Source organism: Gemmiger sp. An50, from assembly GCF_002161595.1.
GTDB lineage: Bacteria > Bacillota > Clostridia > Oscillospirales > Ruminococcaceae > Allofournierella.
In genome coordinates, this window is the sequence record NZ_NFID01000005.1 from 23,556 (window position 1) to 43,775 (window position 20,220).

Annotated in this window: 19 protein-coding genes; 2 read left to right on the top strand and 17 right to left on the bottom strand. The window is 65.1% G+C overall.

What is annotated here, in order from left to right:
• Positions 1 to 13: 13 nt before the first annotated feature.
• The 7 genes from B5G03_RS06220 to B5G03_RS06250 form a co-directional block, all read right to left on the bottom strand.
• On the bottom strand, positions 14 to 619 hold the full coding sequence (locus B5G03_RS06220) for a nucleotide exchange factor GrpE (RefSeq protein ID WP_087180883.1): 606 nt from the start codon (positions 617 to 619) through the stop codon (positions 14 to 16).
• A complete protein-coding gene (gene hrcA, locus B5G03_RS06225) occupies positions 616 to 1,644 on the bottom strand; it encodes a heat-inducible transcriptional repressor HrcA (protein WP_087180884.1) in 1,029 nt (342 codons plus the stop codon). The genes B5G03_RS06220 and hrcA overlap by 4 nt, the downstream gene beginning before the upstream one ends.
• 208 nt (positions 1,645 to 1,852) lie before the next feature.
• The gene (locus B5G03_RS06230; protein WP_087180885.1) at positions 1,853 to 2,395 is read right to left on the bottom strand and encodes a stage V sporulation T C-terminal domain-containing protein; all 543 of its coding nucleotides are present in this window, start codon (positions 2,393 to 2,395) and stop codon (positions 1,853 to 1,855) included.
• A 128-nt stretch (positions 2,396 to 2,523) separates the two neighbouring features.
• Positions 2,524 to 4,281 carry an ABC transporter ATP-binding protein gene (locus B5G03_RS06235; RefSeq protein ID WP_242962314.1) on the bottom strand — a complete coding sequence of 586 codons (1,758 nt, stop codon included), beginning with the start codon at positions 4,279 to 4,281 and terminating at the stop codon, positions 2,524 to 2,526.
• 87 nt (positions 4,282 to 4,368) lie between these two features.
• The gene (locus B5G03_RS06240; protein ID WP_087180887.1) at positions 4,369 to 5,922 is read right to left on the bottom strand and encodes an SGNH/GDSL hydrolase family protein; all 1,554 of its coding nucleotides are present in this window, start codon (positions 5,920 to 5,922) and stop codon (positions 4,369 to 4,371) included.
• Between the two features lie 280 nt (positions 5,923 to 6,202).
• Complete coding sequence (locus B5G03_RS06245; RefSeq protein ID WP_087180888.1) at positions 6,203 to 7,093, bottom strand: diacylglycerol/lipid kinase family protein; 891 nt, start codon at positions 7,091 to 7,093, stop codon at positions 6,203 to 6,205.
• Between the two features lie 162 nt (positions 7,094 to 7,255).
• Complete coding sequence (locus B5G03_RS06250) at positions 7,256 to 7,828, bottom strand: ECF transporter S component (RefSeq protein ID WP_087180889.1); 573 nt, start codon at positions 7,826 to 7,828, stop codon at positions 7,256 to 7,258.
• A 166-nt stretch (positions 7,829 to 7,994) separates the two neighbouring features.
• Here B5G03_RS06250 and pdxR point away from each other — a divergent pair, with 166 nt between their 5' ends.
• Positions 7,995 to 9,380, top strand: coding sequence for a MocR-like pyridoxine biosynthesis transcription factor PdxR (pdxR, locus tag B5G03_RS06255; protein WP_087180890.1), 1,386 nt, complete (start codon positions 7,995 to 7,997; stop codon positions 9,378 to 9,380).
• A 5-nt stretch (positions 9,381 to 9,385) separates the two neighbouring features.
• Here the strand turns inward: pdxR and B5G03_RS06260 are convergent, their stop codons facing one another.
• Positions 9,386 to 10,471 (bottom strand): hypothetical protein, encoded by a 1,086-nt coding sequence (locus B5G03_RS06260; RefSeq protein WP_087180891.1) that lies wholly within the window; start codon positions 10,469 to 10,471, stop codon positions 9,386 to 9,388.
• A gap of 80 nt (positions 10,472 to 10,551) precedes the next feature.
• On the opposite strand from B5G03_RS06260, the gene B5G03_RS17375 reads away from it, so the two are divergent.
• Positions 10,552 to 10,701 (top strand): hypothetical protein, encoded by a 150-nt coding sequence (locus tag B5G03_RS17375; RefSeq protein ID WP_162613356.1) that lies wholly within the window; start codon positions 10,552 to 10,554, stop codon positions 10,699 to 10,701.
• A gap of 64 nt (positions 10,702 to 10,765) precedes the next feature.
• On the opposite strand, the gene B5G03_RS06265 is transcribed toward B5G03_RS17375, so the two are convergent.
• The 9 genes from B5G03_RS06265 to rpe all read right to left on the bottom strand — a co-directional run bounded on the left by B5G03_RS06265 (position 10,766) and on the right by rpe (position 20,120).
• Entirely contained in the window at positions 10,766 to 11,962 is a 1,197-nt protein-coding gene (locus tag B5G03_RS06265) for an FprA family A-type flavoprotein (RefSeq protein ID WP_087180892.1), read from the bottom strand.
• A 166-nt stretch (positions 11,963 to 12,128) separates the two neighbouring features.
• A complete protein-coding gene (locus tag B5G03_RS06270; protein ID WP_087180893.1) occupies positions 12,129 to 12,962 on the bottom strand; it encodes a putative RNA methyltransferase in 834 nt (277 codons plus the stop codon).
• Positions 12,959 to 14,695: a DEAD/DEAH box helicase gene (locus B5G03_RS06275; protein ID WP_087180894.1), complete on the bottom strand. Its 1,737-nt coding sequence runs from the start codon at positions 14,693 to 14,695 to the stop codon at positions 12,959 to 12,961. Before B5G03_RS06275 ends, B5G03_RS06270 begins: the two co-directional genes overlap by 4 nt.
• Positions 14,696 to 14,785: 90 nt before the next feature.
• Complete coding sequence (locus B5G03_RS06280) at positions 14,786 to 16,027, bottom strand: DUF1015 family protein (protein ID WP_087180895.1); 1,242 nt, start codon at positions 16,025 to 16,027, stop codon at positions 14,786 to 14,788.
• On the bottom strand, positions 16,024 to 17,127 hold the full coding sequence (locus tag B5G03_RS06285; RefSeq protein ID WP_087180896.1) for a putative glycoside hydrolase: 1,104 nt from the start codon (positions 17,125 to 17,127) through the stop codon (positions 16,024 to 16,026). Before B5G03_RS06285 ends, B5G03_RS06280 begins: the two co-directional genes overlap by 4 nt.
• A 51-nt stretch (positions 17,128 to 17,178) precedes the next feature.
• Positions 17,179 to 17,790 (bottom strand): Rnf-Nqr domain containing protein, encoded by a 612-nt coding sequence (locus tag B5G03_RS06290; protein WP_087180897.1) that lies wholly within the window; start codon positions 17,788 to 17,790, stop codon positions 17,179 to 17,181.
• Positions 17,787 to 18,443: an Rnf-Nqr domain containing protein gene (locus B5G03_RS06295; protein ID WP_242962315.1), complete on the bottom strand. Its 657-nt coding sequence runs from the start codon at positions 18,441 to 18,443 to the stop codon at positions 17,787 to 17,789. Before B5G03_RS06295 ends, B5G03_RS06290 begins: the two co-directional genes overlap by 4 nt.
• Positions 18,433 to 19,434 carry an RnfABCDGE type electron transport complex subunit D gene (locus B5G03_RS06300; protein WP_087180898.1) on the bottom strand — a complete coding sequence of 334 codons (1,002 nt, stop codon included), beginning with the start codon at positions 19,432 to 19,434 and terminating at the stop codon, positions 18,433 to 18,435. Before B5G03_RS06300 ends, B5G03_RS06295 begins: the two co-directional genes overlap by 11 nt.
• Positions 19,435 to 19,469: 35 nt before the next feature.
• Positions 19,470 to 20,120, bottom strand: coding sequence for a ribulose-phosphate 3-epimerase (rpe, locus tag B5G03_RS06305; protein WP_087180899.1), 651 nt, complete (start codon positions 20,118 to 20,120; stop codon positions 19,470 to 19,472).
• Positions 20,121 to 20,220: the final 100 nt, after the last annotated feature.

Below are 20,220 nucleotides of genomic sequence, written 5' to 3' on the forward strand. Positions count from 1 at the left end.
TTGGCTTTTTGACTTATTCAGCCACCACAACGGTAGCGTGGCGGACGACCTTGTCGCCCAGCTTGTAGCCCTTCTGGAAGACCTGCACCACGGTGCCGCTCTCCTGGCCTTCGGCCGCGGGCTGCTGCATCACGGCGCTGTGCACCTCCGGGTCAAAGGGAAGGCCCAGTGCAGGGATCTCCTCCACCTTGAGCACCTTGAAGGCGGCGGCCGCTTTGTCCAGCGTCATCAGCACGCCTTTTTTGTAGTTCTCGTCGGTGGTGGGGGCGTTAGCCGCCATGTCCAGGGTGTCCAGGATCGCCAGGATCTGGCTCACCGCGAAGCCCACGCCGTTGTTGAAGGCGGCGTCCTGCTCGCGGGCGGACCGCTTGCGGAAGTTCTCATACTCAGCGGCGGTGCGCAACAGCTGGTCCTTGGCGGCGTTCAGTGCGGTCTCGGCGGCCTGTGCCTGGGCCTTCGCGGCCTCCAGCTCGGCGGCCAGGTCCTTTTTCTTTTCCTTGCCGTGCTTCTTGGGCTCCTGCTCGGCGTTCTCCTCCGGAGCGGCGCCGGTCTCGGCTTTGGTCTCCTCCGCGGGCTGCTCTTCGGGCTGCTGGGCGGGGTTCTTCATCTCTTCGCTCATGTATTGTCCTCCTGCGCCTTGCCGGCCATGCATTCGCCGAGCTTCAAGGCATAATATTCCAAAATGGGGATCAGCTGTTCAAAGGGCATCCGTACCGGGCCCAGCAGCGCAATGGCTCCCGTGAGCCCTCCGCCTGCCAGATACCGCTTGCCCATCACGCAAAGGCCGGGCATGGGGTTTTCCATATCCTCCCCCAGCAGCACCGAGGTGCGGCCGGTGGGCGGGGTGATGAACCGGCCCGCCTTTTCCTGATCGGCAAACAATTCCAGCACGCCGGGCAGGCAGCTTTCCAGCTGGGGCCACCGCAGCAGATACTGCTGGCCCTCCAGATAGGTGCGCGCCTTGGCGGCTTCGCTCAGCAGCGCCGCGGCGGCCTGCACCACCGGGTACAGAGCCGGGCCACGCTCGCCCATGCTGGCGGTCACAGCCGCCAGCCGCTGAGCGCTCAGATCCGCCGGGGCAATGAATGCCAGCCCGCGGTTCAGCGCCATGGCAACCAGCTGCGCGTCCTGCCGGGAAAAGCAGGTCTCCAGCCGGGCCACCCGGGTGCGCACTCCGCCCGCGCTGGTCACGCCCAGCACCGCCGCGGAATAGCGGCCCACCTGCACCACCTCGAAATGGGCGATGCGCAGATCGTCGGACCGGGGGGTTGTGGCGGCCACCGTGTAACCGGTGTGCTCCGCCAGCGCCTTGGCCGCGCCCTCTGCCAGCTTATCCGGCTCGTAATCCAGCCGGGCGAACACCTGGTCGATCTGGGCCTTCTGGCGGGGACTCAAACCCGCCTTGGGCTGCATCAGATGATCCAGGTAATACCGGTAGCCCTTGGCGCTGGGCACCCGGCCCGCGCTGGTGTGGGGCTGCTCCAGAAGGCCCAGCTTGGTAAGGGCGGCCATCTCGTTGCGCAACGTCGCGCTGGAGACTGCCATATCCAGATACTGGCTCAGAAGACCCGAGCCCACCGGTTCGCCGCCCTCGGTATACAGAGCAACGATCGCTTCCAGCACACGCTGCTTTCGATCATCCATCGGCACAGGTCCTCACCTCTTTCGCTTGTTGTTTTAGCACTCTATGTTCCCGAGTGCTAAGTCTATTTTACTCCATTTTATACAGCTGTCAAGAGGGTGCGCAAAAATTTTAAAAGTTTCATGCTTTGTTCACACTCTCTGATGATTGCGGGGCAAAAGGAAGGCTCCCGCGGCCGGTGCTGGCCGTGGGAGCCGGAAAGTTGGCGCTTCAGTCCTCCACCTGCTTTGCCAGGAAGGACGCGGCGATCTGCAAGGCGGCCTGCTCCGATTCGCTGGGGCGGGCGCTCTTGTCGGCCGAGAGCAGAAGCACCGCGCCCGCCACATCGCCCCCGGCCAGCAGCGGGCAGGCGCCCAGGATGTGCTTGTCCGATCCCTCGCAGGGGAAGACGCACTCCTCGGCCTTGCCGCTGTGCCAGAAGGGCTTGCGCCGGTCCATAATGCGCTCCAGCGGGATGCTCACGCCCCGCTCCTGGTAGTCCCGCTTGGACCCGCCCGCGGCGGCGATGATGCTGTCCCGGTCGCAGACCAGGGCGGTCAAACTCAGCGACCGGTTCAGCACCTCGGCGTACTGGCCAGCAAAGCCCGCCAGCTCGCCCATGGGGGAATATTTTTTGAAGATGACCTCCCCTGCGCCGGTGGTGAAGATCTCCAGCGGGTCCCCCTCCCGGATGCGCTGGGTGCGGCGGATCTCCTTGGGAATGACCACCCGGCCCAGATCGTCGATGCGTCTCACGATTCCTGTTGCTTTCATGGCAGACTCCTTCTTTGGATTGGTATTGTAATTCGTAGTATCTGCCAGAATTTCCAGTTTATGCACGCGGAACGAAAAAAGGCCCCGGGCGGCGTGCTGCCGCCCGGGGCCTTCTCATAAAATCAGGTTTATTCCGCGCCCACCAGGCCGTTCCACAGCCGGTAGTACACGCCCTGCTTTGCCAGCAGGGTCTCGTGGGTGCCCTCTTCCTCGATGCCCTCGGCGCCCAGCACCAGGATGCGGTCCGCGTGCTGGATGGTGGTCAGCCGGTGGGCGATGGTCAGGGTGGTGCGGCCCTTGGCCAGCTGCTCCAGGCTCTTGCCCACCAGCACCTCGCTCTCATTGTCCAGCGCGCTGGTGGCCTCGTCCAGAATCAGGATGGGCGGGTTCTTCAGAAATACCCGGGCGATGGAGATGCGCTGCTTCTGCCCGCCGGACAGCTTCACGCCCCGCTCGCCCACATAGGTATCGTAGCCGTTTTTCAGCTGGGTGATGAACTCGTGGGCCCCGGCCAGCTTGGCGGCGGCGATCACCTCTTCCCGGCTGGCGCCCACCTTGCCGTAGGCGATGTTCTCATACACGCTGCCGCTGAACAGGTACACATCCTGCTGCACCACGCCGATGGCGCTGCGCAGGCTTTTCAGGGTCACGCTGCGCACGTCCTGACCGTCGATCAAAATGCGGCCGCCGGTCACATCGTAGAAGCGGGGAATCAGGTTGCACAGGGTGGTCTTGCCGCCGCCGGAGGGGCCAACCAGGGCCACCTTCTCGCCGGGCCGGATGGACAGGTTCACATCCCGCAGCACCTGGTTGTGGTCGTCCGGGTATTCAAAGCTCACGTTCTCCAGCCGGATGGCGCCCGCCTTCACGTCCAGGGGCTTTGCGTCCGGCTCGTCGAAGATCTCCACATCCGCGTCCATGATCTCACAGAAGCGCTCGATGCCGGTCATGCCCCGCTGGAACTGCTCGGCGAACTCCACGATGCGGCGGATGGTGGCGATGAGGGTGGTCACATACAGCATGTAGGCCACCATATCGCCCGGATCGATCTTGCCGTATACCAGGAACAGTCCGCCGGCCACGATCACCACCAAATACATCAGGCCGTCGAACAGGCGGGTGCTGGTCTGGAAGGCGGCCATGTAGCGGTAGCTCTGCTTCTTGATGGCCTGGAAGGCGGCGTTGTCCTTTTCAAACTTCTCCTTCTCCACTTCCTCGTTGGCGAAGGCCTTTACCACCCGCTCGCCCAGCAGGCTGTCCTCAATGCGGGCGTTCAGCTCGCCGATCTGCACCCGCTGGCGGCGGAAGGCCGCCCGCATCTTCTGGTTGATGATGGTGGACACCACCGCCATCAGGGGCACGCAGGCGAAGAGGATGAGGGTCAGCGCCACGCTGGACTGACACAGAATCACGAAGGAGGCGGCGATCTTGATGGCCGCGATGAAGAACTCCTCCGGGCAGTGGTGGGCAAACTCGGTCACATCGAACAGGTCGTTGGTGATGCGGCCCATGATCTGGCCCACCTTGGTGTTGGAATAATAGGTATGGCCCAGCCGCTGCAGGTGGGCGAAGGCGTCCCGGCGCATGTCGGTCTCCACATACACGCCCATCACGTGGCCCATGTCCGCCATGTAATAGTTGGCCGCGCCGTCGATGAGCCGCAGCACCAGATACAAGGCGCCCAGCTGCAGAACCACCTGGGCGGTGAGGGCCGCCAGGTCGGTGGTGGCGGTGTTGGTCAGATAGCGCATGATCAGCGGCAGCACCATGTCGCACAATGTGGTGAGGGCCGCGCAGAACAGGTCCAGAATCAGGATGCGCCGGTACTTGCGCAGGTAGGGCCAGAAGCGCCGCATCAGACCCTGCTTGTTGGCTTTGGTTTTCATAGTGTTGTCCATCCTCTGTTATAGATTTTGGGGCAATTACACACAAAAGCGAAGAGACCCTTCGGCCTCTTCGCTTTTTATGTAAGGTCAGCCCGCTGTGGAGGCCGGAACGGATTCCGTGTCTTCCGGCGCGGGGGCGGGCTTGGACTCGCCCGGCTCGGTCACCGCAGGTTCACTGGGCGCGGGTTCCGGTGCGGGTGCTTCGGTAGGTACGGGTTCCGGAGTGGCCGGAGCCTGGGTCGGCTGCGGTTCCGGAGTAGCCGGAGCCTGCGTGGGCTGCGGTTCCGGAGTCGCCGGGGCCGGAGTGGCAGGAGCCGGAGTAGCCGGGGCCTGCGTGGGCTGCGGCTTCGGACTGGGCGAAGCCGTGGGGGCGGGCGTCGCGGTGGGCTCCGGAGTCGCGGTGGGCTCGGCCTCCACCTGCTCGAAGTAGGCGGTGATGATTACGCCGTTGGCGTCCGCATCGCCGGGCACCGTGAAGGTCAGGCTCTCGCCGCTGCCGCCGGTGCTGCCGATGGTGGCTGCCCAGCCCGCGAATACCCAGCCCTCGTCGGGCACGGCGGTCACGGTGCTGCAGGTGCCGCCCTTGGCCACCATCTGGCTGGTGGCGCCGCTCAGGCTGCCGCCCTCGCTGCACACGAACTCCACCGGCACCTTGGTGCTGGCCTGGCCGTTCTCGCCCCGCACCGCGATGGGATCGCTGGTGATCAGGTTCGGGGTAACGCCCTGTACCTCGGGCACCTTCTTCAAGGGCTTGGGACGGGTGTCCTCAGTGATGTAGGCGTGGGTCTTGATATACTCGAACAGGGCGCGCACGCCGTTCTGGCTCAGATGCACGCCGTCGCTCAGGGTGTAGTCGGTCTTGGCCCAGCCGGTGACCGGGTCCTCCAGAGCCTGGCTGCTGTCCAGATACTTATAGCCCTCCTCCTCGCACATCTGCACGATGGCGCTGTTGAAGGTGTCCACCTGCTTCATGCTCAGAGCGGTGTTGCTGCGCTGTTTGTCCAGCGGGGGGATGGCGTTCACGATGATGTCCGCGTAGGGGTACGCCTCGTGGATGGCGGCAAGGCCCTTCTTGTACTCCTCAATGAAGGTATCCACATCCATGGTCAGGTTGTTGGTGCCGAAGCCGATGATGACCCGGCGGGGCTGCATGATCTCCACCGCCTCGGGCATGGTCACCGCCGAGGAGCGGCCCACGAAGTTCTCGCACTTCAGGCTGTCGATCTGCTGCACGCCCATGCTCACCACGCCGATGTTGTTGTCGATGGTGGTAAAGGGCTCTTCGCTGCCCTCCGGGCCGTAGACCATGTAGCGCACGGTGTTGGAGTCGCCCAGGAACAGGGTCTCGTCCAGGTATTCCTGGTCGGCGTCCTCGCTCTCGGGCAGCACGGTGCCCTTGTAGGCCTCCACGTCCACCTTGTCGGCGGTGGCGTCGTAGGAAGCATCGCTGGCGGGCTCGGACCAGCTGGAGCCGTCGGAAGTGGCAGACTTTCCGCCCAGCACGGTAAACCACACCACGATGGCCGCGATGACCACGATAATCAAGCCGCAGACCGCCGCCAGGATGGGCAGAGCCGCCGGCTTTTGAAGCAGCGCCCGCAGTTTTCTCTGCCAGGGCGCACGTTTACGATTGGATGCCACGATTCGTTCACCTTTCTTTTTTCAGTCGGGAAAATTACTCGTACCAAGCTATTTTACACTATTTTCCCCCGGGGCGCAAACAATACGGCGAAAAAACGCCCGGCCGCGCAAATTTTTCACCTTTTTTGCCATCTTTTCCCTCTGAGCCCTCTCTTTGGCGCAGAAAAAGGGCGGAGAAACGCCGTTCTCCGCCCTTTTTTCTTAGGGCAACGCCGCACAATTCACGCCTGATGGGCTCAGGCGGCGCATCGCCTGAAATTGCGCGGTATTGCCTTTGGCTTCAAACCAGCAGCTCCAGCCGCCTCGGCTCCACCCGGATGTCCGCCTCCATCACCTGGGGGCTTGCCTCGCCGTCCAGCGTCCAGCCGGTGGGCTCGTCGAACACCGCCCGCACATGCTTTGCCTGCATCAGATACAGCAGCTCGCCGTCCGGCTTCTGGCTCATCAGGCACGTCACCAGCCGCCGGGCCTGGGGCAGGGTCTGGGGCTTGCGCAGGATCATCACCTCGAAGCTGCCGTCGTCCAGCTTCACCGCGCTCTGCTCCGGCACCGCCATGCCCCCGATGTAACGGGAGTTGCTCACCGAGCAGTACCAGAATTCGCCGTCCAGGGTCTGGTCATCCACCTGGATGGTTGCCTTCCAGCCCTGAGAGAGGTCCAGCCGCAGCACACCCTCCAGCACGTAGGCAAAATGGCCCAGCAGGTTTTTGGTGGCCTGGGGCGTCTGGTAGGACACCGCCGTGAACATTCCGAAGGCCGCCACATAGCAGAAATGCCGCTCGTTGAACCGGCCCAGGTCCAGCGCCCGGGGCGAAAAGGCCCCGATGGCGGCGCAGTTTTCCTCCAAAGAGCGGCGCAGCCCCGCCGAGGCGGCAAAGTCGTTGGTGGAACCGAAGGGCAGATACCCCACCGGCAGCGGCCGGGGCAGGCCCATCACATCGTTCACCATGTAATGCAGGGTGCCGTCGCCCCCGCAGCAGACCACCGCGTCGAACCGGTCCGGGTATGCCGCCAGCAGTTCCGGCGCGCCGGGCCCCTCGCCCACCGGGCAGGCGGTGACCAGGCAGCCCGCCCGGGTCAGCCCGGTGATGATGGGTTCCAGCTCCTGTGCCACCCGCCGCTTGCCCGCGGCCGCATTGTAGATCAAAAGCACCTGACGCGCTGTGTTCATGTTTCGCCCTCCGTTTCGCGGCCCTGCGGCCGCCCGCGCCCCGCGCGGATGTAAATGTACTATTTATTGTATCGCGGCGGGCGGGCAAAAGTCAAACGAGGGCCGTCGAACAAAAAAACAGGCCGGGGAAATATCCCCGGCCCCTTGGATTCCAGATGAAATTCAGCACAGCAGCTGCTTGCGGAACAGCCCCGCCCGCTTGAGCGCCGGACGCAGCGCCCCGGCCAGGATCACTGCCACCAGCACGCCCGCGCCCGCGTTGATCAGGCTGCTCAGCAGCTTGGTGACCAGCTGCACCTGCACCGCGCCCAGGGTCTGCCGCTCGATGAAATACATCATGATGAAGCTCTTGCCCAGATACAGCACCACATAGGTGAGGGTGCCCGCCACCGCGGCTACAATGTCCCACACGCGCTGGGCTGCCGGGCTTTTGCCCATCCCCTTGCGGGCGATGAGACCGGCCACGAAGCCGATGAAGAACTTGGTCAGGAAGGTGATCCAGCTCTCGGCGATGTACAGGGGGTTGGTGAAATCGAACAGCATGCTGCCCATGCCGCTGGCAAGACCGCCCACCCAGGGTCCGAACAGCAGGCCGGTCAAAGCGCAGAAGCCGTTGCCCAGATGTACCCGGCTCACATCACCAATGGGAATCTGCATCCAGCTGGACGCGAATACCAGCGCACTCATCAGGCCGAACACCGCCAGCCGCTGCACGCTCCAAAACTTCTTTTCCATAGATATGCCTCCCGGCGGGGCGGGCTGTTTTTACCTTGACTTTTTTCGCCCCGTTCTCTATGCTCATATTATACCGGATTCTGAACCCATGATAATATCCAGAAGATAACTTTTTTATGGGTCCAGTTTTACCGCTTCACTGAGCAAAAGAGAGGAGTTTGTCTGTATGTTTCAGCTTTCCTTTGCCGCCCAGGCCGGGGGCGGGCCGCTGTATGACCAGCTGTACCGGGCCATCGTAGCCCAGATCCGCCAGGGAGAGCTGGCTCCCGGCGAACGGCTGCCGGGCAAGCGCAGCCTGGCGGCGGAGCTCTCGGTGAGCGTGAACACGGTGGACACCGCCTATCAGCTTCTGGTGGCGGAGGGCTACCTGGAAGCCCGGGCCCGGTCCGGCTTTTTCGTGCAGCGCTACACCGGCCCCAAGACCGCCCTGCCCGGCCCCGCGCCCGCGCCCCGGCCCGCCGACGTGCCGGTGTGGCGGTATGATCTTTCCACCGGCGGCATCGACACCGCCCTCTTCCCCTTCCGCACCTGGGGTCGTATTCAAAAAGAGCTGCTCTATTCCCAGCCCCAGCTGCTCACCCGCGGTCATCCCCAGGGGGACGAGGACCTGCGCGGAGCCATTGCGGATTACCTGCGGGCCTACCGGGCGGTGGATTGCGCCCTGGACCAGATCGTGGTGGGCGCGGGAGTGGAGTACCTGCTGGGCCTGCTGGCCCGGCTGGTGGAGGGCCCGGCCGCTGTGGAGGACCCGGGCTACAGCCGGACCCAGCGCATTCTGCACAGCAGCGGCATGGACTGCGTGCCGGTGCCGGTGGACAAGCAGGGCCTGGTGGTGGAAAAACTGGCTGAGACAAACGCCCGCCTGGCCTATGTAACCCCCAGCCACCAGTTCCCCACCGGCGCGGTGATGCCCGCCGGGCGGCGGGCGGCGCTGCTGCAGTGGGCGCTGGCCGAGCCGGGGCGGTACATCATCGAGGACGACTACGACTCGGAATTTCGGTTCGAGCTGCGCCCTCTGCCCAGCCTGCAGGGCATGGCGGGCAGCGGCGGGCCGGTGGTGTATCTCTCCACCTTTTCCCGCAGTCTTGCCCCCAGCATCCGTATTGCCTACATGGTGCTGCCCCGGGGCCTGCTGGCCCGCTTTGAGGAGGAGTTCGGCTTTTACTCCTCCACCGTGAGCCGGTTCGAGCAGCAGACCCTGCGGGTGTTTTTGCAGGAGGGCCACTTCACCCGCCACCTGGCCCGCTGCCGGGGCCAGTACCGCACCCGGATGCAGGCCCTCACCGGTGCGCTGAACGCAGCCTTTGGGCCGGGGCGGCTGCACTTTTCCGGTCAGCACACCGGTCTGCATCTGCTGATCCAGGTAAAAAACGGCCCGGGCGAAGCGGAGCTGGTCCGTCTGGCCCGGGCCGAGGGGATACGAATTACAGGTCTTTCGGAATACTGCACCACCACCTCCTGCCCGCCCAATACCCTGGTGGCGGGCTACGGCGCGCTGGCCAGTGAACAGATCGAACCGCTGGCCGCCCTGCTGGCCCGGCTCTGGGATTGAGCTGTTCAGCCCAGCGCCCCCGCCGGGGCCCCGCTCACCGGGGGCGGCGTGGGACTGGCAGAGGGCTGGGCCGTGGCCGTGGGAACCGGGCTGACCGGCTGCGCCGCTGCCGCCTGCCCCGAGGGGCCGGGAGACGGCTCGGGCGTGGGGCTGGGCGCCGGACTTGCCGAAGCGCCCGCCGATGGCTGGGGCGTGGCCAGGGCCGGGCTTTCGCTGGGCTGCTGGCGCTGCACGAACCAGCCGCTGGCGCTGGCCATGCTGTCCTCGGTGAATTCGTAGCGGTCCCCCGCGTCGCCCCAGCGGCCGGGGATGACCTCCACCTCCACCTGGGCCTGCTGGCGGGCCAGCCAGTTCAGGGTGTCCTGAATGTCGTACAGATCGGTGACCGTCAGGTCGGAAAGCAGGGTGCTGCTGGCCTTGCGCAGGCCCTCGATCAGGGTGGTGGAAAGGCTCGGCAGCTGCTGGCGCAGGGCTGCATCCCACACCGCGCCCCGGACTCGCTCCAGCCGGGCGGGCGGAACCCCCTCTGCGGCCAGCTTTGCCAGAAACTCCGAGGCGCTTTCCGGCGCAAGGCTCACCACCGGGTCCTCGCTCAGGCCCAGGGTCGCCAGCTCCTGGGGTTCCAGCAGGCCGGTCAGGTTCACCCGGGGCGGCTCCATGCCGTTCCAGGCGGTGCCCAAACTGGCCGGGGCGATGGCCAGATACCGGTCGATCTGGATGTTCAGCGTCTGGCTCAGCAGCTCCGCCGCCCGGCCGGGTCCGGCGCTTTGGTAGCTGTCCCGCAGAAGGGTGGGCCCGCTGGGGGCGGACACCACACTAGCCGCAGGCACCGGGCAGACTCTTATCACATTGTTCACGCCGTCCAGCCGCAGCAGCACAAAGCCGGGCTGTTCGGCGGCCACTGCCACAAAGAGAGTGTGGTCGTTTTCCTGGGTGGGGCTGCCCACCGGCACCCCGCTCTGGGCGATCTGGGCCGGGGCGGCGGTACCCTGCTGCCACAGGCCGTACAGCACAAAGCCCCCCAGCAGCGGGACCAGAATGGCCAGGGTGAGAAAAAACGAAAGCCAGAAGGCCTTGGGGCCGTTTTGCATGCACATCGCTCCTTTGCATAGATTTGCGCATACAGCATGGGCCATTTGGGCAGAGTATATACCAAAGGAGGCGATATGCCATGAAAAAACAGGATTCCGCACCCATTCCCAAGGCAGCACAGCAGGTGCTGAAAGCCGCCCGCCCCGCGAAGGACGACCCGGAGGGCAGCTACACCGGCATGCCCGCCATCCCCGGCGAGATGCCCCAGCAGGACGCGGACGATCTTTAATCACACAAGAAAAGGACCGATGCGAAACGCATCGGTCCTTTTTGCTTGCTTTTGGGAGTTATGCTTACTTCAGCACGGCGGCGGCGAAGTCGCGGCCATACTGACGGGCCTCGGCCAGCTGGGCGTCGCTGGGCTTGAAGCGGATCTTCAGGCCGGGCAGGGGCTGGCCCAGCTTCAGAGCCTCCATGCGGGCGGTCAGGTTGGGAACCGCCTCGCCGCTCCAGCCGTAGCTGCCGAAGGCGGCGGCGGGCAGGCCGCGGTGGATGATGGGGTTCAGGCCCACCAGCATCTCGTAGATGGGAGGCAGGGCGTCGCCCACCAGGGTGGGGCTGCCCAGCAGGAAGCCGTCGGAGGACTGCAGCGCAGCCTTGGCAGCGGCGTTGTCGTCGGTGACCAGGTCGAACATCTGGATGTGCTGCACGCCGCCGTCCGCGAGGCCTTCGGCGATGGTCTCGGCCAGCTGCTTGGTGTAGCCGTAGGCGGAAACGTAGGCGATGACCACGTTCCGGTCCTCGGGGGCCTTCTTCACGGGAGTGGCCCACTTGCGGTACAGGTCGAAGTAGTGCTGCAGGTTGGTGCGCAGCACGGGGCCGTGGCCGTTGCCGATGAACTCGATGTCCAGATCCTTGATCCGGTTCAGAGCCTTCAGCACGAAGGGCTTGAAGGGGCCCATGATGTTGTCGAAGTAGTACTTGTAAGCGGCCTCGAAGTCACCCTCGATCTGGTCGTTGAACACACGGTCGTCGGCGTAGTGGCAGCCGAAGGAGTCCACGGTGAACAGAGCCTTGGCCTCGGGGATGTAGGTGTACATGCTGTCCGGCCAGTGCAGGAAGGGCACGCTCAGGAATTCCAGATGCATGCCGCCCAGGTCGATCTGGTCCTTCTCGGTCACGGCCTGGCTCTTGAAGGGATGGTTCACGATCTCCTTCAGGAAGGTCAGGGCGGTGGCGCTGCCCACAACGGTGGCATTGGGGGCCAGGGCCAGCAGCTTCTCCACGCCGCCGGCATGGTCGGGCTCGGTGTGGCCCACCACGATGTAGTCGATGGTGGAGGGGTCGCAGACCTCCTTCAGGTTCTCCAGGTACTGGTCGAAGAACTTGGCCTTTACGGTCTCGAACACGGCGGTCTTCTCGGTGCCCTTCACCACGTAGGCGTTGTAGCTGGTGCCGTACTCGCTGTACATCACGATATCGAACACGCGCAGATCAGGGTCCTGCACGCCGACCCACCAAATGTTTTCCTTTGCCTGTAATGCTCCCATTGTCGATTCTCTCCTTTATCGGGCGGGCTGGCCGCCTTGTTGATAATATTGCCGTGCGCTTCGCGGCGACCGCCGCTTTGCGCTTCCTCTTTTTAAAATACACCTTATTATACGGCGAATAAAAGCACCTCTGTGTTGCAGCGGCAACAAAAATGATTCTTTTTTATCAATCTCGCCGGTCGTAGAGTAAAAAGCGGAACCCGATGGGGGTCTCCAGCCGCTCCAGCCGGGCCAGACGGGCACTGCCCTCGGAGGGGGTCTTCCAGTAATAGGGGGTCATGGCGAACAGATCGCCGATGGCCTGCCCCTCCACGGTGATGCACCCCTCCACCCGGGTCTCCCCGGCCAGGGCAAAGCCCTGGTATTCCACCTGCTGGCAGGGGTTTTCATAGGGCTCGTCGTAGAGCACGTCTTTCAGGCCCATCAGATGATCCGCAGTGGGCACCGCATAGATGAGGGTGCCGCCGGGCGCGAGACAGCGGTGGAACTCCTCCCCCGCGAAGGGAGAAAAGATGTTCAGCACCACGTCGGCCCAGCCGCTTTCCACCGGGGCGGCGAAGCTGCTGGCCACCGCGAACTGCGCTCCGGGCAGCTTACGCTTTGCCGCCAGCCGCACCGCGGCCTTGCTGATGTCGAACCCGGCCAGTCGGAAGGCCAGGCCCTGCCGCTCCAATTCGGCGCAGATGGCCCCGTCGTAATAGCCCTCGCCGCAGCCTGCATCCAGGATATGCAGCACGCCGCCCTTTTTGCGGGCAAGCTCAGCGCACAGCCGGGCCAGCTCGGCGGCGAAGGGGGCATAGCCGCCCCCGTTCAAAAAACGGTTGCGGGCGGCCACCATCTCCTTGCTGTCGCCGGGGGCCTTGGTGCGCATCCGGCTGGCCAGCAAAAGGTTCACATAGCCCTCCTTGGCCTTGTCAAAGCTGTGGCCCGCCGCGCAGCGCACCGCGCCGCCGCTCTCGCTCAGGGGCTTGCCGCACACCGGGCATACGAAGCCGCTCATTCCTCCGCCTCGCCCTCGATGGGCTCGGAGAAGCCGCCGTGGCTCTTCATGTACTCCTCAAAGCTGGCGAACTTCTGGGCCGGGGGCTTGCGGGAGATCAGTAGCAGGCCCGGGTCCTCGTCCTTCACCGGGGCTGTCTGCCGGGGCTGCTTTTCCGCCCGGGCGGGCTTTTGCTGGCCGCGGCCGGAATTCCGCTGGCTCTGCTTTTGCTCGGGGCGGGCGGCGTTCTTCTGCTGGCCGCGGCCGCTCTGGGCCTTTTCCCGATTGGAAGGAGCCTGCTTTGCGGCCTGCTTTTCCGTCGGGCGCTCATTCCGTTCATTGCGCTCCGGGCGTTCGCCGCGCTCCTCCCGCTTTGCGTTTTCCTGGGCTGCCGCTTCCGCAGCCTTACCTGCCGCACGGCGACGGCGGCGGCGGCGCTTTGCACTGGCCGAGAGGGGCTGGCCAGCCTGGGTGTTCTTTTCTTCCACGATGCTAACCTCCTGCTGATTTTCAGGCGCTTTTTCAGCCTGCTTTTGTTCTTTTTTTGGTTTTTCCACCCGCTGCTCGGGCTTTGCTTTCTGGCGCTCCGGGCGAGGTGCGGGCTGGGCCGGAACAGCGGGCTCCGGGCGCTCGCCCAGGTCCGGCAGCTCCAGCACCGGGATCTTTTTCCGGTTCAGTTTTTCGATGCCCGCCAGGTATTCCTTCTCCTCCGGGCTGCAGAAGCTGATGGCCACGCCCTCGGCCCCGGCCCGGCCGGTGCGGCCGATGCGGTGCACGTAGGTTTCGGGCACCTCGGGCAGGTCAAAGTTGAACACATGGGACAGCTCGTTGATGTCGATGCCCCGGGCGGCGATGTCGGTGGCCACCAGGGCGCGGATCTTGCCCGCCTTGAAGCTGTCCAGCGCGGCCACTCGGGCGCTCTGGCTCTTGTTGCCGTGGATGGCCGCCGCCCCGATGCCCTGCTTGTTCAAAAAGGTGGCGATGGCGTTGGCCCCGTGCTTGGTGCGGCTGAACACCAGTGCACTGGTCACCGCCGGGTCGGCCAGGAGCTTGGCCAGCAGCCGCTTTTTGTCCGGCTTGTTCACAAAGTAAAGGCTCTGCTCGATCCGTTCCACGGTGCTGCTCACCGGGTCCACCTTCACGGTGACCGGCTTTTTCAGGATGCTGTTTGCCAGCTGCTCGATCTCTTTCGGCATGGTGGCGCTGAACAGCAGGTTCTGGCGTTGGGCGGGCAGGTGGCGGATGACCTTTTTCACGTCGTTCACGAAGCCCATGTCCAGCATCCGGTCCGCCTCGTCCAGCACGAAGATCTCCAGCCGGCTCAGGTCCACGTGGCCCTGGCCGATCAGGTCGTTCAACCGGCCCGGGCAGGCGGTAAGCACGTCCGCGCCGCGGCGCAGCGCGTCCACCTGGGGCTGCTGGCCCACGCCGCCGAACACCACGCAGTGGCTCACGTTCAGGTACCGGCCATAATTGGCAAAGCACTCGTCGATCTGCAAGGCCAGCTCACGGGTGGGGGTCAGGATCAGGGCCCGCACTCCCTTGTGGGAGGGGTGGCTGGCGGCCAGCCGCTGCAGGATGGGCAGCGCGAAGGCGGCGGTCTTGCCGGTGCCGGTCTGGGCGCAGCCCAGCAGGTCGTATTCGGCCAGAACCGGCGGGATCGCCTTGGCCTGGATGGGCGAAGGGGTCTTGTACCCCTGTTCCTCCACTGCCTTCAGCAGGGGGCGGGTCAGTTTCAGTTCGCTAAAATTCATAATCCTCCAAAAATCGCTTTCCTAAAAGGCAGCACCGCACCCGTTCATCGGGCGCGGCCTCTGTCTGAAACAAGCCGGGGCGCGGCGCTCTCAGCGGATGCGCCTGCACTCCAGCTCGTACCGCTGTTCCCGGGCCGGAAGGGGCGCAAACAGCCCCAGGGGCAGAAACCCGCCCCCGCAAAGGCCCCGGAACAGATCCTCGTTTGTCTCGCTCAGCAAAATGCCGGTGTTGCCGTCCGCCGCCAGCTCCCGCAGCTCGGCCTCATCGGCCATCCGGTCGGTAAAGCAGGCGGGATTGGCTTGCAGGTAATCCTGCAAAAAGGCCTCCAAGAGGCCCGCAGCCAGCGGCCACCGGCCGCCGGTGGGCCACACCTGCCGCTGCCAGGTCCCGTACACAAAGCACAGCGGCCGAAGGCTTTCCGGCGCGGGTTCGTCCTCCAGACGCACCCCCTGCCCGGCGCACCAGGTGCGGAAGGCGGCCAGCAGCGGCAGGCCCTGCACCCCCATCACCAGCCGGTGGGCGGGGGCAAGGCGCAGGCCGGGGCTCTGGATGCTGCACACCTCGGCCAGGCAGAACCGGGCCGGATGCCCTTCCCGCTCCGCTTCGCTCAGCTCCTCTTTCGCCAGCATCCAAAAGGCCCGGGCGGCGGCCAGGTCTTCCCCGCCGCTCACCGGGGCAAGCAGCACCGCGCCTTCGGGTGCTTTTTCCGCATCGAACAGCGCCGCCAGAGCGTTCAAGCGGGCGGTGTCCTCCACCGCCCAGCCCTTCACGCTGCCGCCGCCATAGCTCAAATTCCCCTCATAGAGGGGCTCTTCCTTTTGTATGTCCGCCAGGGGAGCAAACAGCTCCGCCTCGCTTTTGTCCGCCGCCAGCAGGATGTGGCTGCTCTGCAGCGCCGCGTCCTCCCAGCGGTCCAGCCGGGGCAGCACCTGCCGGGCGGCCAACGCCTCGGGCGCCCGCACCGGGGTGCGGCTGCCCTCGGCAAAATCGTATTGCTCCAGGTCCACCAGGCCCACCAGGCCCCGGCGCACCCGGCCGTCGGGCAGGGTGCGCTCCAGATAGACAACGCCATTTACTGCCCGCGTCAGGGTCTCTTCCGCCCGTTCCATGGCCGCCTTTGCCGCGGCCAGCCGCTGGCCGGTCTCCACCCGCTGGAGCAGCGCGTCCGGTACCAGCAGCCGCATGGCGCCGGGGGCGTTTTCCCCCCGGGCCTCCAGCTCCTGCCAGCTCTCCCGGCTCAAAGCGCCCGCCGAGGGGCAGGCCCACTGCTCAACGGAAATCGGTTCCCCGGGCAGCAGCAGCTCCCCGGGGCAAAAGCAGGGCTGGCTCATTGGCCCGCCTCCACCGCGAACACGTCGCCGGTGCGCACACCCACATAGGCGCAGCCCTTGGCCGCTGCCTTGGCGGCGTCCAGCTGGGTCTGGGTCTCCTCGGTGAGCTCGCCGTCCACCCGGATGGCCAGATTCTCAATGCCCAGCGCGTCGATGGTGCCGCCGGTCAGGCGGGTCTCCTGGCCGCTGGCCACGTTCAGCGGATATTCCACCCAGCAATCGGCCTTTTCCTGCCAGGCGGCCAGAGCGTTTGCCAGGCACTGAGCCTCGGTCACGCCCGCGGTGTCGCCATAGCTGGCCTTGTCGCGGCCTGCGGTGGTGGGCAGCTGCACGCCGGTGAGCCAGATCTGCTCAAAGCCCATGGCCTTCGCCTCGTCGATGATGCCGCCGATGTAGTCCACCGCGGCGCTGGACCAGGGGTTCAGCCAGGCCTTGCCGCCCTTGTCCTGGGCAGCGTCCAGCCACAGATAATCCGTGCCCTGATACTTCACCGCCATCTCCCGATTGGCGCTGGCCGCCAGGGGGTCCTGGAAGGCGCACACGCCCGCCACCGGCACGATGCCCTGCTCTTTCAGAGCCGAAGCCACGGCCGCGCCGTCGATCTGGGTGGTGGAAAGGCCGGCTGCCGCCGCCGGAAGAGCGCTGGCGTAATACACGCTGCCGGTGCTGTCCTTCAAGGGCACCACCGCATAGCGCACGCCTTCACCGGCCAGCTGGCCAGCCAGCTGCGCCGCTGCGTCCGCACTGGTAAGGCTGGCCGGGTCCAGGAAGGCCCAGCCGCCCTGGGTCATATCGCCCTCCGGCTGGGGCTGGGCCGTGGGCTGGGGCTCACTGGCCGCCTGGCCCTGGCTCTCGCCGCTGCCGCTCTCGGGCTGGGAAACGCTCTGCGAGGTGCTGGTGGGGGCCTTGTCGGAATCGCCCCGCATGATGCTGTACCAGGTGCTGGTACCGAAATTGATCACCGCGGGGCCCACCAGCCAGCCCGCCACGAACAGGGCCACCAGAGCCGCCGCGCCGCCGATGATGCGCGCTGCGCGCTGCCGGCCGGTGTAGAAGCTGCGCCGGTACCGCTTTACTTTACCCAGGTTTTTCTTTGCCATACGAAATCAAGCCGCCTTTCCGCGTGGGCGCTTGGCGCCCTTCGCGCTGTGTCAACCAATGGAGATCCGGTGTCCGGTAAAGCCGTAGATGGCCAGCGCCAGGATACCGATGTAGATCAGGGTAATGGGCAGGCCCTTGAAGCTGCCGGGGACCATGTCCTGCCGCATGCGCCGCTGGCCCTCGCTCACCACCACCACGGCGGCGGTGTAGCCCATGCCGCTGCCCAGCGCAAAGCCCATGGTCTGCACCAGATTGAAGCTCTGGGTGGCGGCGATGAGCAGCACGCCCAGCACTGCGGTGTTGAAGGTGGCCATGGGCAGCACCGCCAGCATGCGGCGGGCTTTTTCCTTCAGCACCAGCAGCAGCACGCCCAGCACCACAAAGAAGGCCACCGTGCTGCACAGAATGAACAAAAACGGGCGCACGGCGTTGCGCCAGCTCAGCGGGGTGAGCAGCAGGTTTACCCAGTAGGTGAGCGGCGCCGCCACCAGCTGGATCAGACAGAGCAGTCCCCCGAAGGTGAGGGTGTCCACGGTGGAGTCCTCCACCAGCTTCACCAGGCGGGACACGCCCATCGCCCGGCTAAACACCGCGTTTTCCGCGAAAATCGCCGTTACAGCATACAAAAAGAAGGTGCTGCAGGCTTTTATTACTTCCATCATTCGCCTCGTCTCGCCTCCGTATGCACATGTTTTTTATAGGCCCGTACCAAACCACGCCAGATGGCACACACCACGCCCAACAGGATGAACCCGCCCGCGGGCAGGCTGGCCATGGGCAGCAGGGTGGTGCTCAGCCGGGGGATGGGGGCGCTGAACAGGGTGCCCGCGGCCAGAATCTCCCGCAGGCAGCCCATGAGCATCAGCACCAGCACATAGCCCGCGGTGGTGCGCAGGCCCTTGCGCAGGGCGGTCATCACCCGCTCGGGCTGGGGCCGCTCGTACCGCTTGATGATCAGCGGCTCCACCACCAGCATGGGCAGATAGACGCCCAGCTGCAGGATCTCCACGTCGAACATGGCGCGCAGTGCAAAATAGACGCCGATGTACAGAATCGAACTGGTGAAGCAGTACACCAGCGCCCGCAGCTGGCCCCGGCCGGTGCGGCAGACCATGGCCGCCACAACGCGGGTGGGGGTGAGCAGCAGCAGCACCGCCACGCTGAGCATCAGGGCATTCATGCCGTTGGTGGCGGCCACCACCAGCGGCGCCAGGCCCATGCCCTGCATAATGACCGGGTTGTTCAGGAAGATTCGATCCCGCCGGGCGATGCGCTCCATGTTTTCCGACAGGTATTTCGCCTTTTTAGAGTTCACGGCGCACGACCCCCTTTCGGTGCAGGATGCGAAGCACGGCCCGGTCCAGCCAGCCGGAGAAGGCGTTCATCGCCAGGATGGCAAAGCACACGCCGGTCTCGTAGTTGCCGTAGTAGCGGAACATCATGGCCATGAAGCCGCTGAGCGCCCCGTACAAAATCCGGGAGATCCGGTTGGTGGGGCAGATCACCGGGTCCGCCATCAGGTAGACCGCGGCAAACAGCAGTCCACCGCTGCACAGCTCGTATTTCATCACCGCCAGCCGGTCGGCCACATAAGTCCAGGGCATGCTGAAGGCGGGGATGTCGCCCAGGCGGGGGGCCACAAAGGCCACCAGCGCACAGGTGATCAGAAAGCCGAACACAACGCTCAGATGCAGCCGGCGCCGGTTTGCTAAAAACAGCGCGCAGGCCAGGATCACCAGCAGGGCGGTCACGCCCATGGGGCCCGCGTAGTTGCCCAGAAACAGGGTGGTATTATCCAGTGTGGGCAGACCGCCGGTCTTTAAGGCATGCAGGGGGGAATCCACCAGCTGCACACCGGAAACGCTGCCCAGCGGCAGGCCCTGGAACAGATGGGCCTCCGGATAACGGAACACCTGCTCGGGCCAGCTCACCGCCACCACCGCATAGCCCACGGCGGTGGGGTGGAACACATAGCAGCCGTAGCCGCCGAAGGCCTCCTTGCCCAGCAGCACCGCCGCCACCGCGCCCACGATCACCACATAGTAGCTCACCGTGGCGGGCAGGATGAGGGCCAGCATAAAGGCAAAGGCCTCGCTGCTCCATTCGCCCTTTTCATAGGGACGGCTGCGCAGGCGGGCCACAAGGCGGTCGCTCAGGTTGGCGGCGATCACCGCCGTGCCGCACAAAAGCACCGACCGCAGCCCGTAAAACGCAAAGGCCATGGCCAGCAGCGGCAGGCACATATAAAACAGATCTCGATGAACGCCCTTATCCTGCCGGATACGGGCCAGTTGTTGTTCCTTCAAGTGCTCTGCTCCCTTCGTTGCAAAATTTGGGCCGGTCACAGGCTCTTCAGCCCGCGCACGGCGGCGGCCATGTCGGCCTTGCCGAACACCGCGCTGCCCGCCACCAGCAGATTGGCGCCAGCGGCCACGCACTCAGGTCCGGTCACCGCGTCCACGCCGCCGTCCACCTCCAGCCAGGGCGAAAGGCCCCGGGCGGTGCACTCAGCCCGCAGCGCCTTGAGCTTCTCCAGCGCGCTGGGCATGAACTTCTGGCCGCCGAAGCCCGGCTCCACGCTCATCACCAGCACCAGCTCCAGCCGGTCCAGGTAAGGCAGAAGAGCTTCCACCGGGGTGCCCGGCTTGATGGACAGGCCCGCCTTACAGCCCGCCGCGTGGATGGCGTCGATGGTTGCACCCGGATCGCTCTCGCTCTCCAGATGGAAGGTGATGCAGCCCGCGCCGGCCTTCACAAAGCCCTCCACATAGTCCAGCGGGCGGCGAATCATCAGATGTACGTCGAAAAAGGCCTCGGGCAGGGCCTTGTGCAGGCTTTGCAGGACCGGCACGCCAAAGCTGATGTTGGGCACAAAGCAGCCGTCCATCACGTCGAAGTGCAGCATGTCGGCTCCGGCGTCCAGCACCTGCCGGCATTGTTCGCCCAGGCGGGCGAAATCCGCCGCCAGAATCGAGGGGCTCAGTTGAGTCATGGGAAAGGTCCTCCTTATGGATCACGCGCAACGGGCCCGCTCTACAAATCGTAAAACGTCAGAGCGTGCGCAAAGATATACAGTATAATTTTATCCTATT

Bases quoted from the DNA above. Each gene is read 5' to 3' on its own strand.
- B5G03_RS06220 (WP_087180883.1), bottom strand. From the start codon at position 619: ATGAGCGAAGAGATGAAGAACCCCGCCCAGCAGCCCGAAGAGCAGCCC.
- hrcA (WP_087180884.1), bottom strand. From the start codon at position 1,644: ATGGATGATCGAAAGCAGCGTGTGCTGGAAGCGATCGTTGCTCTGTAT.
- B5G03_RS06230 (WP_087180885.1), bottom strand. From the start codon at position 2,395: ATGAAAGCAACAGGAATCGTGAGACGCATCGACGATCTGGGCCGGGTG.
- B5G03_RS06235 (WP_242962314.1), bottom strand. From the start codon at position 4,281: ATGAAAACCAAAGCCAACAAGCAGGGTCTGATGCGGCGCTTCTGGCCC.
- B5G03_RS06245 (WP_087180888.1), bottom strand. From the start codon at position 7,093: ATGAACACAGCGCGTCAGGTGCTTTTGATCTACAATGCGGCCGCGGGC.
- B5G03_RS06250 (WP_087180889.1), bottom strand. From the start codon at position 7,828: ATGGAAAAGAAGTTTTGGAGCGTGCAGCGGCTGGCGGTGTTCGGCCTG.
- pdxR (WP_087180890.1), top strand. From the start codon at position 7,995: ATGTTTCAGCTTTCCTTTGCCGCCCAGGCCGGGGGCGGGCCGCTGTAT.
- B5G03_RS06260 (WP_087180891.1), bottom strand. From the start codon at position 10,471: ATGCAAAACGGCCCCAAGGCCTTCTGGCTTTCGTTTTTTCTCACCCTG.
- B5G03_RS17375 (WP_162613356.1), top strand. From the start codon at position 10,552: ATGAAAAAACAGGATTCCGCACCCATTCCCAAGGCAGCACAGCAGGTG.
- B5G03_RS06265 (WP_087180892.1), bottom strand. From the start codon at position 11,962: ATGGGAGCATTACAGGCAAAGGAAAACATTTGGTGGGTCGGCGTGCAG.
- B5G03_RS06270 (WP_087180893.1), bottom strand. From the start codon at position 12,962: ATGAGCGGCTTCGTATGCCCGGTGTGCGGCAAGCCCCTGAGCGAGAGC.
- B5G03_RS06275 (WP_087180894.1), bottom strand. From the start codon at position 14,695: ATGAATTTTAGCGAACTGAAACTGACCCGCCCCCTGCTGAAGGCAGTG.
- B5G03_RS06280 (WP_087180895.1), bottom strand. From the start codon at position 16,027: ATGAGCCAGCCCTGCTTTTGCCCCGGGGAGCTGCTGCTGCCCGGGGAA.
- B5G03_RS06285 (WP_087180896.1), bottom strand. From the start codon at position 17,127: ATGGCAAAGAAAAACCTGGGTAAAGTAAAGCGGTACCGGCGCAGCTTC.
- B5G03_RS06290 (WP_087180897.1), bottom strand. From the start codon at position 17,790: ATGATGGAAGTAATAAAAGCCTGCAGCACCTTCTTTTTGTATGCTGTA.
- rpe (WP_087180899.1), bottom strand. From the start codon at position 20,120: ATGACTCAACTGAGCCCCTCGATTCTGGCGGCGGATTTCGCCCGCCTG.